This is a genomic window from Pontibacterium sp. (assembly GCF_964228735.1).
GTDB lineage: Bacteria > Pseudomonadota > Gammaproteobacteria > Pseudomonadales > Balneatricaceae > Pontibacterium.
Genome location: NZ_CAXRBQ010000003.1, coordinates 1 through 11,679, shown reverse-complemented (window position 1 = coordinate 11,679; position 11,679 = coordinate 1). Strand labels below are relative to the sequence as shown.

Sequence of the window (11,679 nt, the reverse complement as noted above, 5' to 3'; positions counted from 1 at the left end):
TCAGGATCACCTTGCTGTGCCTTTTTTATTATTTCAGGTACTAAGGGTTCAATCTCTTTAATGGAGAGGCGCCTAATATCTCCTTTTTCAGAAGCGTGAGAGGTCGTGATGCAAAAGATTAAAATCAATTTAATAGCAGTCAAGCACACGTGACCTAGCATCGAGACATGGCCTCTTCTGAGTAAGGATAACTTTATGAGCTTTCGTCTCTGAACCTATGTATAGCTCAGTACACAGGTTCTTTCCCTAAGAAAGTTTCTTAATTTGAGATTATCCCCTTTGTGCCGATAAGCGACCGTCTTGGTCGCTATGGCCTGCCTACCGTCGACCACAAGGCAAAGAGGTCGGTTGCCGACCCATTACGGCCATTCCCCGATTTATCACGGTCTCGAATCTCTGCGGTTAGATACCATGCCAAACGATTTATTCAGAGAAAAAGGAAAAACTCTTAGAGATGAGCTTTCACTGTCCAACTATCCTAATTCAATAAGCCATTGACCTGCATGGTACACAGGATGAAGTTATTTCTAGTTCTTCTAATAACTGTTGCTCTTTCCGTTCCTAGTGTGGTGGCGGGAGAGATCTGCCCAATTGCGTTCGCGGATTTCCTAGAGAGGTTTGAGAGGAATCGGCTTTGGCAAGAGAAATACATTGTTTATCCGCTTGAACACTCTTGGGTTGATGTCGATGCAAATCCAGAGTGGGAAACAGTCTACACCACCTTATCAAAGTTGGAGGTTGCTGGGCGGAAGCATCCGATATACCCGTCACCACAAGCACGAAAATCCATTCCACTAATAATGGAAGTTACGATAGCGAGCGTCGGAAAGAGAAATGTGCGCCTGTTTAAACCTGATACAGGTTTTCTTCTGAAATATTCATTTCAGCAAGTAGATGGATGCTGGTATCTAGTGAAATATGAAGACTGGGCTGTTTAGTCCTTTGGCTGATTGTCCACTTTAAACGAACGGCCGCTCTGTGCCGACAGCGGACATCGCCAGTAAGATCGTATTTAATTACTACACCTGAACCGTTATTCCTCTTCCGGCTCAGGAGCATCATCCATCGCTTTTACAGCAGCGACAACCTCATTGTCTTCACTGATACCCAGCAGCTCGTTGACCGCATCCATCATCTTGTCTTCACTATCCAGTTCCTTGTTGCTGGCAGCTTCCAACGAACTTCGGGCAACGGCAGCAAGGGTTTCCACATCCGCTTCGTCTTTCTCCACGCCCTGTTCAAGATTGCCAACGATCTCGGACAACTCAGCCTGAATCGCTTTTCGCTCCTGATTGGTCAATTCAGGGTTATCCAATTCTGCCAACAGATCACTGATGCGTTCAGCATCATCATCCGAAACGCTGGATGCCAACACGGCACGTTCATAGGTCGCGATTAAACCTACGCGGGAATGAGGTGCAGCATGTGCTCGCGCTGTTGCTGACGCATGCGCGGCGTTCAGACTACCTATCAGTTTGCCATTATCGTCTTGATGTCCGTATTCATGTTTGGCATGCCCCCTACCGTGACCACGATGGCCGTCAGCGTCATCGGCACCTTTTGCATGCCCACCATGGCCGCCTTTTTCTCCTCCATGTCCGCCGCCGTTACCGTTCCCACCGCCATTTCCGTTACCGCCTCCGTTGCCGCCACCATTTCCACCGCCGTTGCCTCCCTTGGCGTATACAGCTGCACTTGAATCCAGGTCAAAAACAGCACTACTTAGAACCGGCGTCAGTGTTAAAGCTGTTCCGAACAGAATCCCTGTAAATAAAGTCTTCAAACTAGAACCTGTACCCATTGGGAATTCCCTCGATCTGATCACAAAGGATTTTAGCGCCCTGACGATCACAGGCCGCCGGTAATAACTGCGCAGAACTCGCACATACTTAGTAGCTTAGTGAACAATCAATAACGGCATTGATACTATCTTGCGTAATGGGTGGAAGTATCTTGGCACCATGAAAAAGAGGAGCTTTGTCGCTCCCCTTTCATCTGTCTCTCAGACAACCAATGGCCACTAAGTTATCTCGACTTCGATTCCATCTTTTTCAGGCGCTTCTTCCAGCGCCGCGACAAGCCCCACACTGCACCCAGCGCGATCGGTACACAGATAGCCACCGCCAGCGGTTTGTTAAAGCCTTCGGCGAAGATCGATACACCACCCAACAGTTTTTCCACCAGCGCGACCAGGTAGTAGCTCAGCACCATCACTGACAAGCCTTCCACCGTCTGTTGTAAGTTCAGTTGCAGCTTGGCGCGGCGGTCCATGGAGATCAGCAGTTCGTGGTTCTGCGCTTCAATCGACATATCCACGCGGGTACGCAGAAAGTCACTGGCACTGTCGATGCGGCGGGCCAGGTCATCCATGCGACGTTGCGCTGCCTGGACGGTGCGGAATGCCGGTAACAGCCGACGATCGATAAACGCACGAACCGTCTGCAGTTCACTGATCTCCCGCTCTTCCAGCTCGGCCAGGCGGCTTTCGACCAGATCGTAGTAAGCATGAGTCGCGTCGAAGCGGTAACGGGTATCCGCGATCATTTCGGAGATAGCAGCAGCCATGCCGGAGAGCTCGTTCAGTCGTACCCGCTCGTCCTCTGCACTGCGAATGTCACCCATCTGGCGCACCGCTTCGGCTAGCTGGCGTTCCATGCCGGTTACCTTGCGGCTGATCTCACGGGCCAGCGGGAAAGCGAGCAACATCATGTTGCGGTAGGTTTCCAGCTCCAGCAGTGCGCGCAGTACACGGCCGGCCTGACACTCGTTAAGGTCTTTGCTGAGTACCAGAATGCGGTTGAAGTTGTCACTGTGCAGGCGAAACGCACTCCACAATGAAGCTCGTTCTGCCCCGATCCGGGAGCCGATCAGGCGCTGCCCTTCAAACCAGGGGCGCAACACCTGTGGCGTCACATCTTCATACAGTGCATCACGCATCTCGACATTTACCGCAGCAATCAGTTGGCCGGGCACGGATGACAGCCAATCCTGCGGCAACAGATCAATCGGTGGCGTCTGGAACGGCACCGCAGCCTGGTCATGCACAATAAAGGTGTAACTACAGAATTCGAAGTGTTGCTCCCAGCGCACCTCGAATTCACCGAAATCCTGGTAGAAACAGGTATCGCCGTCACGTGGACCGTTCACGCTGTAGCGTTCACAGAGGGCTTGAAGATGCTCTCGCGTGGCGGCAGCGGTGCAACTGGCATCGTGTTTCAGTGCAATATGGGATACGCACAACGGTGTGGAGACCACCGGGAATGGACGGTTGTGCAGCTCGGCATAACTGGCCCGGAAGTTATCGTGCAGAGTGAACGGATAGGGCTCATGGAACACCTCTGTCCGAGCTTTCTGGATATCGGCATCGTACAACTCAACACTACTGCTCATCGTCTCCGGGTCTCTTATCACTGGTCGTTAGCACGGGCAGATCGAACTACCCTCTCAGGTTTATAGACCAGCTCTACACCCACTAATATAATTCTTTGAACGACTACACTTTTATATATCTCAATATAAAAACAACGGAGACAACATGGGTAAGCGTAAAGCGGCACTCTCGGGCCAACTCGCCGATCTGGACCTGCGCCTGCTAAGGGTATTCAAGGCAGTGGTGGAATCCGGCGGTTTTACCCCGGCGGAGGTGGAGCTGAACCTCGCCAACTCCACCATCTCCAACTACATCTCGGACCTGGAGAAACGCCTGGATATGCGCCTGTGTAATCGCGGACGTGGTGGTTTCTCCCTGACCGATCATGGCAAGGTGGTATACGAAGCCACACAGGACCTGCTCAGTGCCGTGGACCAGTTCCGTAACCGCGTGAACATCTCCCACGAACGCATCCTTGGCCACCTGCACCTGGGTTTTGCCGAACATATGCTGGGCGCCTACCGTTCCTGCATTATCGAGGCGCTACGGCTCTACACCGAGAAAGCGCCGGATGTGCGGGTACGCATTACCAGTATGGGTTCTGACGATGTGGTGCCTGCTGTATTGGATGGCCGTGTGCAGATCGGTATTACCGTGACCCACCGCAGCATCCCCGAGCTGGACTTCATGCCGCTGTTTGATGAGGAGATGAGCCTTTACTGCGCGAAGGATCACCCACTGTACAACCGTGACGACAGCAACATCAGCACCGGTGAGCTGCAACGCTTTAAGTTTGTGGAGTCTCCCCGCCTGATGCCGGGACGCGAAGTTGATCCGGTGATGTCGAGCTGGAACAAACATGCCTCGGCTCATCACCAGGAGGCACGAGCAGCGCTGATCCTGACCGGACACTACCTGGGCTTTCTACCGCAACATTTGGTGAAGAACTGGGGTTGGCTGACGGAGATGCGCCCGCTTATGCAGGATCGGTTTAACTACTCCAACAGTTTCTCGGCAATAACCAAGCCCTATCCGGAGAATGATCTGGTGATTGGTACCTTTATGGAGTGTTTGCGGGAAGCGGTGGCGAATGAGACGAACTAGGTAATCGGCTCTCTCTGTAGGGCAGGCCTTCAGCCTGCCGGCAGCGTGAACGCTGCCCTACAAAGGTGCGAATAAACCAAAATCCTAAACAAAAAAAGGGGAAGACAAAGTCTTCCCCGAAGGTAAGGTCTATACGGACCAGAGCATAAACAAGGCTCTTAACCTGCAAACGCGATCTGCGTTAAAAACGGGGTTGGGTAAACCCTTGAGGCAACTGCACAGTGCGGGAGCCTTGGCCACACTGTGCTCACAGAGTCATGGGGTGGAATCTGTGGAATGGGACATTCAGCCCGGCGGCTCCAACATCCACCGGACTCAATGTGTTCGGGTTGTATTAACCCAGTTCGTTCTGGGTGATCGGGAATCCCATCTTCTCGACCAGACGGATCCAAGGCACACGCCAGCCACCTTTCTCATCCATGGTATCCAGTGCATACATGGTGATCTTCGCACCGATCCAACGGAACGGCTCAGGTGGAATCCAGTTTGGCTGGGTACGGGCAAACTTCAATTTGGTTTCCGGGATACCGGTGTTATCCAGCACCGCCAGGCCAATACGGGAACCGAAGCGGGTCGCGGTCACACCAAAGCCTGAGTAACCACCGGCGTACACCATGTCGCCTTTGTAATAGCTCTGATAGTGCACCGCCATGCGGGTTGTCAGACCGATCGGGCCACTCCATGCGTGGGAGAACTTCACTTCCTTCAGGGTTGGGAAGGTTTTGTAGAAGTTACGCACCAGATTTACGAAGTTGTCGGCAGATTTGTCTGCTTTCGGATCGGTGTTGTTGTTAAAGAAGTAACCCAGACGACCACCAAACAGGATGCGGTTGTCCGCAGTCAGACGCATGTAGTTTAGCTGGGTACGGGTGTCGTATACGCCCTGACGGTTCTTCCAGCCGATGGTTGCCAACTGCTCGTCGGTCAGCGGTTCGGTGACTACGATACGGTCGCGGATCGCCGCAACGCGGTTCTTGATCTTCTTGCTACCCGCCGCAAATGCGTTGGTTGCCAGCAGCACTTTGTTCGCCTTAACAGAACCTTCCGGCGTATTGACCAGAACGCCCGGTTTCAGGTGTTTGGAATCTTTTAACGGTGTGTATTCAAAGATGCGTACGCCCTTCTCTTTAGCGATACGCTTCAGGCCCCAGGCCAGCTTAGCCGGGTGCACGGTACCACTGCGCTGCTTGGACCACAGACCACCGTCAAACAGTGGTGAGTTGATCTCGGAGCGAACTTCTTCGCCGCTCAGCATATGCGCATCGTGGCCGTGTTCTTTGTACAGTTTGTACTCACGCTCCAGATCAGGGATACCTTCCTGACCCACAGCAACGGTCAGCTCACCGCCCCACTCGATATCACAGTCGATCTCGTACTTCTCGATGGTTTCGCGGAAGCCATCCATGTTCTCTTTACCCAGACGCTCCAGCTCAACGATATCTTCCGGGAAGAAGCGGTCAGCGTTTTCCAGGCCGTGTACTACAGACGCAGACAGGATCGCCGCCGGACGACCGGATGCACCGATCGCTACACACTGGGACTCGATGATTACCACATCACGCTGTGGATTCTGTTCTTTCGCGTGGATGGCAGCCCACAGGCCGGTAAAACCTGCACCTACGATCAGCAGGTCACAGCTAATATTGTCTTTCAAAGACGGTTCCGGCTCTGGTGCAGCTTTGTTATCCAACCAGTAAGGGAAAAATTTGGTTTTCAGTAGAGCCTTCTTAGCATGTTCAGTTGTGCTCATCGGGTGGTACCTGTTCTACGTTATTATTCGATACATCGTTCGGGCGATGCTTTGTTGGTATCTACTATCCGGGTTTCTCACCAGAGGGTGTATACCCTCCTTAGGGGTGTATCCGTCTAAAATGCAACACCACCTAAAACTGCTAACCCTTTGTATTAAAAGGCTTCAAGCTCAACACCCAGTTCATTTAGCTCGTCACTCAACCAACTACAAAAGGCAACAATCGCGCTGTTTTCTTCGTGGGTACGGCGCACAATCAGCTGCAGATGTTCGGGAATACTCAGCTCGGGCAGCAGTCGCATCAGCCGCCCTTCATTCAGATAGTCCGCCGCGGTGATAGAATCGCTCATCGCCACGCCCTGACCATACAGCGCAGCTTCAAGCGCCAGACTGGATTGCTGGTAACGGATCGTTTCTGCTTCGGCCATCAAGCCAGGTGCACAGGATTTAAACCAGCGCGTCCAACGCGGATTATCGTCCCCTTTTAACAACCGAAAACGAGGTTGATTTTCCGAATTGCTACTCAGCGGATCGGGCAGTGTTGGGCTACATACCGGAAACATCTCCACACCGTTGAGCACGTAGCGCATATAGCCTTCCGGAACGTCCAGCTCATCCCACAAACCCAAGGAGATGTCCGCTTGAAGATCCTGCACGCCGGTGCTTGTTTCAGTAGTTTGGAGTTCCAGCTCGATATCCGGATGGGCTTCCAGGAAATGCCCGATGCGCTTCACCAGCCACTTCGAGGCGATGGAATCGGGAATGGAGAGTTTGAGCGTAGCCTGCGTGTTTCGCTGACTTACACTGAAGGCCGCATCTGCGATCAGGTCAAAGGCTTGCTTGAGCGCAGGCCCCAGGGAGCGGCCAGAGGAGGTCAGGCGCAGTTCCCGCCCCTCTTTCAGAAACAGCTTTACGCCCATGTACTCTTCGAGCACACGGATCTGGTGACTGACGGCACTGTCCGAGACAGACAGCTCCTCTGCAGCTTTGCCAAAGTGCTCATGCCGGGCAGCTACTTCGAACACCCTTAACGGGTTCAACGGCGGCATACGACGCATAACCTGACCTCTTATTATTTGAATGCAGGAACAACACGGTACGTGGTTGCTTTTGAGCTTATTGCAGAGGGGAAATGCGCAGAAATACCCACTTAAGGGTAGAAAGTTGGTGTGATCAGGTAGAAATGTGTTTAGGCAACGCCCCGGACACACCTGCCTGAAGGGGATGGCGTGGTGTCCGGGGCGAGGCTTTGATCAGGTCGATCAGAAGGACTTGGATACGGTCAGGACGAAGGTATCCTGGTTCGCACCGTGGTCGCTCTCCACTTCGAAGCTACCGTCCAGATCGGTGTCCAGGTATGCCAGTTCGAAGTCCAGTTCAGCCCAGGTTTTGGTCAGGCTGATGGAGTAATCGGTGTAGTCTTCCAGGCCCAGGAGGGAGGTGTCGTCGAAGGCATCACCGAAGGAGTGACCCACGTGGAAGTTCAGACCGAACTCCTGTGGCAGCTCCATGGAGTAGTTCAGTTCCAGGTACTGGGTGGATTCGCCCAGGTTCAGGTAATCGTCCGCGTACCAGTACGCCACACGCACTGGGCCGTAATCCACACCCAAGGCGATCTCGTTGTAATCCTGGTTGATGTCATCACCTGGGTACATGTAACGGTAAACCGTTACGTCGTACGCAACGTCATCGTTGATTGCACCCGCGTAACCTGCGTACAGGTCCAGCTCGACAGACGCACCGTCATCATCCGCATCACCGGTTGGATAGAAGTCGACGTTACTTGCCCAAGCGCCGGCGAAGAAACCCGCATCGTTGAACCAGTCGATGCCACCCTGGATAGCAAAATCTTCAGCAGACTGAGAGATACCACGGAATCGGTAATCGCTGGTCAGGCTCACGTTCGCGCTGATATCTGCAAACGCCTGTACAGAGGAAACCGCCAATCCGGCACCCAGCAAAACCGAGGTCAGTGTTTTATTCATTGGTTGTCATACCCTTTTTATAATTTTTTCGAAGCGCCGCAAACGCGCTAAAAAAATTATTAAGGCAAGCCAGCACTCACGACTATTGAGAATACTTTCGGGCAGCTTTGAGGATTTCTCAGGTGTTGGATTCCCTTACCTCTGCGCGGGCAAGCCGCAAAGCCCCGTATCATGGGCCCCGGACACCTACCCTAAGCAGGGTATACAGCCTGCACCCACCTGCTCCTAGACTGGAGGGATAAAGATAACAATAGACTCAGCAGGTGTTCCCATGACCGACTTTCAATTGTCCGGTGACAAGCAGTACGACACCCAGGACATCCAGCAAAAAGACAAAGCCCACCACCTTCACCCATGGCAGGTATTCGACGTATTCCGCGAGGAAGGCGCACTGCCGATCGTTGCCGGTGATAACAATTTTATCTACGACGCAGACGGCAAAAAGTACTTTGATGCCGTTGGTGGTTTGTGGTGTAACAACATCGGTCTGGGCCGCAAAGAGATGGCTGAAGCAATTGCGCAGCAGGCGTATCAGCTATCTTACGCCAATCCGTTTGTGGATCTCACCAACGCCCCTGCCGCTGAGCTGGCCGCTAAACTGGCCGAGCTGGCACCGGGTTCGCTGAATCACGTGTTCTTCACCTGTGGTGGTTCCACCGCTGTGGATACCGCGTTCCGCATGATCCACTACTACCAGAACTGCCGCGGCAAACACGACAAGAAACATGTTATCTCCCGTATCAACTCTTACCACGGCACCACCTATGCCTCCATGTCGATTGGCGGTAAACCGGGTGACCATCCACCGGAGTTCGATTTTATCAGCGACACCATCCACCACCTGAGCTGCCCGAACTTTTACCGTGCACCAGAGGGGATGAGCGAATCTGACTTCGTTGAATTCCTGATTAAGGAGTTTGAAGACAAGATCACCGAACTGGGTGGCGCCGACAAAGTCGCTGCGTTCTTTGCCGAGCCAATCATGGGCGCGGGTGGCGTAATCGTTGCGCCGGACGGTTACCTCAAGCGTATGCGCCAGATCTGTAAGGACAACGACATCCTTTACGTATCCGATGAAGTGGTGACCGGTTTTGGTCGCCTGGGTCACTGGTTCGCCTCCGAGTCCGAATTTGATATCCAGCCGGATATCATCACCTGCGCCAAAGGCCTGACCTCCGGCTACCAACCGCTGGGTGCGACGATCTTCTCCGACGAGATCTTCGACGTACTGAACGCACCGGACAGCGGCCGCTGCTTTGCCCACGGTTTCACCTACTCCGGCCATCCGGTGGCGTGTGTTGCAGCATTGAAGAACATCGAGATCCTGGAACGCGACAAGCTGCTGGATAACGTAAAAGAAGTAGGCCCCTACTTCGAGCAACAGCTGAAAACCCTGGAAGACCTGCCAATCGTCGGCCAGGTCCGTGGTCGCAAGTTCATGATGTGTGTGGAATACGTGGCTGACAAAACCACCAAAGCGCTCTTCCCGGAAGAACTGGATATCGGCAAGCGCGTTTCCAACCACGCCGACGAACGTGGCCTGATCACCCGTGCCATCGTGCACCTGAATGTAATGTCTCCGGCACTCACCATGACCCGGGACGATGTTGATTTTATCGTTGCCACCCTGCGTGAAAGCATCGAGGCAACCATCAAAGATTTACGCGAAGAAGGCCTGCTGGCCGCTTAACGACCGGAATATTTAAGAATGAAGATTTACGACAAACTGTACATTGATGGTCAGTGGGTAGAATCCCACGCTAACCAGATGATCGACGTGATCAACCCGGCCACCGAAGAGGTTGCCGGTCGCACCGCACTGGCCGATAAAGTGGACGTAGACAATGCCGTGCAGGCCGCCCGTCGCGCGTTTAACAGCTGGTCCCGCACCTCTGCTGAAGAGCGTGCCGACTACATCAGCAAACTGGCCGACGCACTGACCAAGCGTGTGGACGAGATGACCCACACCATCACCACCGAGATGGGTACCACTCTGGCATTCAGCCGTGAAGTCCAGGTGGAAGACCCTATCGATGCACTGGCGAAACACGCGGACCGCGCTGCCTTGCTGGATCACGAGATCGAGATCGGTAACGCCACTGCAGTGCGTGAACCAGTCGGTGTGTGTGCCTTTATCAATCCGTGGAACTACCCACTGCACCAAATGATCGGCAAGGTCGCCCCGGCCCTGGCGGCTGGTTGCACCATGGTGGTGAAACCAAGTGAAAACACCCCACTGCACGCCTTCCTGCTGGCGGAAGCGATCGATGAGATCGGATTGCCTGCAGGTGTCTTTAACCTGGTGAACGGTACCGGCCCTGAAGTGGGCGAACCGCTGTGTACCCACCCGGAAGTGGATATGGTTTCCTTCACCGGCTCCACCCGTGCCGGTGTACGTATCTCCCAGGCGGCAGCGCCAACCATCAAGCGTGTATGTCTGGAGCTGGGCGGTAAGTCTCCATTCCTGATCTGTGAAGATGCGGACCTGGAAACCGCGGTGAAGTTGGGTGTGGATGATGTGATGCTCAACAGCGGTCAGACCTGTACCGCCCTCACCCGTATGCTGGTACCGGCAGCGCGTTACGAAGAAGCGGTCGAGATCGCGAAGACCTACACCGAATCCCTCAAGGTGGGTGATCCAACCGAAGAAGACACCTTCCTCGGCCCAATGGCTTCCCAGATGCAGATGGAAACCGTACAGCGTTACATCGGTATCGGTGTGGAAGAAGGTGCACGTCTGGTGACCGGCGGCCTGGAACGCCCTGCAGGCCTGGATAAAGGCTACTACGTCCGCCCAACTATCTTCGCCGACGTGAACAACCAGATGACCATCGCCCGCGAAGAGATCTTCGGCCCGGTGCTGTGCATGATCCCATACCAGAACGAAGCGGAAGCTCTGGAGATCGCCAACGACACACCATACGGCCTTGCGGCGCGCGTATGGTCTGAAGACAAAACCAAGGCGGAAACCCTGGCCCGCCAGATCCGCGCCGGTCAGGTCTACATCAACGACGGTTTCTGGAACAACGAAGCACCGTTTGGTGGTTACAAACAGTCCGGCAACGGCCGTGAACTGGGTAACTTCGGTGTTGAGGAGTTCTTTGAGACTAAGGCGCTAATTCGTTAATCAACGGATCAGTCAGAATCACTTTCCATGAATAGCCAGCTTGCTTAAGCCTTTGGCAATTTTTGCGGGAGCCTTGCTCCCGCTTTTTTTATGTCCGCAACTTGTAGCAAATGAAATGGACCCGCCCACCTAAGTGCCACAATTAAGTTTGGACCGGCATCACTAGATAGGGGGTCCACTATGAGTAAGATTAGCATCGTTGGTATCGATATCGCCAAGTTGTCTTTTCAATTGCACGGCATTGATGGACAAGGACATACACGGCTTTCAAAAAATGTGGCGCGGACACAGCTGCTGAAACAGTTGAGCAAGTTGCCGCCGTGCCGCGTGGCGATGGAGGCGT

Annotated in this window: 10 protein-coding genes; 4 read left to right on the top strand and 6 right to left on the bottom strand. The window is 53.6% G+C overall.

The window, feature by feature from the left end:
- Positions 1 to 515: 515 nt before the first annotated feature.
- Entirely contained in the window at positions 516 to 938 is a 423-nt protein-coding gene (locus ACEQ15_RS00295) for a hypothetical protein (RefSeq protein WP_370276939.1), read from the top strand.
- Positions 939 to 1,033: 95 nt separating this feature from the next.
- Here ACEQ15_RS00295 and ACEQ15_RS00290 read toward each other — a convergent pair whose 3' ends face one another.
- The 3 genes from ACEQ15_RS00290 to ACEQ15_RS00280 all read right to left on the bottom strand — a co-directional run bounded on the left by ACEQ15_RS00290 (position 1,034) and on the right by ACEQ15_RS00280 (position 3,390).
- Complete coding sequence (locus tag ACEQ15_RS00290; protein WP_370276938.1) at positions 1,034 to 1,375, bottom strand: hypothetical protein; 342 nt, start codon at positions 1,373 to 1,375, stop codon at positions 1,034 to 1,036.
- Between the two features lie 95 nt (positions 1,376 to 1,470).
- The gene (locus ACEQ15_RS00285; RefSeq protein WP_370276937.1) at positions 1,471 to 1,719 is read right to left on the bottom strand and encodes a hypothetical protein; all 249 of its coding nucleotides are present in this window, start codon (positions 1,717 to 1,719) and stop codon (positions 1,471 to 1,473) included.
- Positions 1,720 to 2,025: 306 nt separating this feature from the next.
- Positions 2,026 to 3,390, bottom strand: a complete 1,365-nt coding sequence (locus tag ACEQ15_RS00280; protein WP_370276936.1) for a DUF3422 family protein — start codon at positions 3,388 to 3,390, stop codon at positions 2,026 to 2,028.
- A 145-nt stretch (positions 3,391 to 3,535) separates the two neighbouring features.
- On the opposite strand from ACEQ15_RS00280, the gene ACEQ15_RS00275 reads away from it, so the two are divergent.
- Complete coding sequence (locus ACEQ15_RS00275; RefSeq protein WP_370276935.1) at positions 3,536 to 4,474, top strand: LysR family transcriptional regulator; 939 nt, start codon at positions 3,536 to 3,538, stop codon at positions 4,472 to 4,474.
- 334 nt (positions 4,475 to 4,808) lie between these two features.
- Here ACEQ15_RS00275 and ACEQ15_RS00270 read toward each other — a convergent pair whose 3' ends face one another.
- The 3 genes from ACEQ15_RS00270 to ACEQ15_RS00260 form a co-directional block, all read right to left on the bottom strand.
- Positions 4,809 to 6,224, bottom strand: coding sequence for an NAD(P)/FAD-dependent oxidoreductase (locus ACEQ15_RS00270; RefSeq protein ID WP_370276933.1), 1,416 nt, complete (start codon positions 6,222 to 6,224; stop codon positions 4,809 to 4,811).
- A 155-nt stretch (positions 6,225 to 6,379) separates the two neighbouring features.
- The gene (locus tag ACEQ15_RS00265; protein WP_370276932.1) at positions 6,380 to 7,282 is read right to left on the bottom strand and encodes a LysR substrate-binding domain-containing protein; all 903 of its coding nucleotides are present in this window, start codon (positions 7,280 to 7,282) and stop codon (positions 6,380 to 6,382) included.
- 204 nt (positions 7,283 to 7,486) lie between these two features.
- Positions 7,487 to 8,209: a TorF family putative porin gene (locus tag ACEQ15_RS00260; RefSeq protein WP_370276931.1), complete on the bottom strand. Its 723-nt coding sequence runs from the start codon at positions 8,207 to 8,209 to the stop codon at positions 7,487 to 7,489.
- Between the two features lie 271 nt (positions 8,210 to 8,480).
- Here ACEQ15_RS00260 and ACEQ15_RS00255 point away from each other — a divergent pair, with 271 nt between their 5' ends.
- Entirely contained in the window at positions 8,481 to 9,899 is a 1,419-nt protein-coding gene (locus ACEQ15_RS00255; RefSeq protein WP_370276930.1) for an aminotransferase, read from the top strand.
- A gap of 18 nt (positions 9,900 to 9,917) precedes the next feature.
- Positions 9,918 to 11,336, top strand: a complete 1,419-nt coding sequence (locus ACEQ15_RS00250; RefSeq protein ID WP_370276927.1) for an aldehyde dehydrogenase family protein — start codon at positions 9,918 to 9,920, stop codon at positions 11,334 to 11,336.
- Positions 11,337 to 11,679 lie beyond the last annotated feature (343 nt).

Bases quoted from the DNA above. Each gene is read 5' to 3' on its own strand.
- ACEQ15_RS00265 (WP_370276932.1), bottom strand. From the start codon at position 7,282: ATGCGTCGTATGCCGCCGTTGAACCCGTTAAGGGTGTTCGAAGTAGCT.
- ACEQ15_RS00255 (WP_370276930.1), top strand. From the start codon at position 8,481: ATGACCGACTTTCAATTGTCCGGTGACAAGCAGTACGACACCCAGGAC.
- ACEQ15_RS00260 (WP_370276931.1), bottom strand. From the start codon at position 8,209: ATGAATAAAACACTGACCTCGGTTTTGCTGGGTGCCGGATTGGCGGTT.
- ACEQ15_RS00295 (WP_370276939.1), top strand. From the start codon at position 516: ATGAAGTTATTTCTAGTTCTTCTAATAACTGTTGCTCTTTCCGTTCCT.
- ACEQ15_RS00280 (WP_370276936.1), bottom strand. From the start codon at position 3,390: ATGAGCAGTAGTGTTGAGTTGTACGATGCCGATATCCAGAAAGCTCGG.
- ACEQ15_RS00250 (WP_370276927.1), top strand. From the start codon at position 9,918: ATGAAGATTTACGACAAACTGTACATTGATGGTCAGTGGGTAGAATCC.
- ACEQ15_RS00275 (WP_370276935.1), top strand. From the start codon at position 3,536: ATGGGTAAGCGTAAAGCGGCACTCTCGGGCCAACTCGCCGATCTGGAC.
- ACEQ15_RS00270 (WP_370276933.1), bottom strand. From the start codon at position 6,224: ATGAGCACAACTGAACATGCTAAGAAGGCTCTACTGAAAACCAAATTT.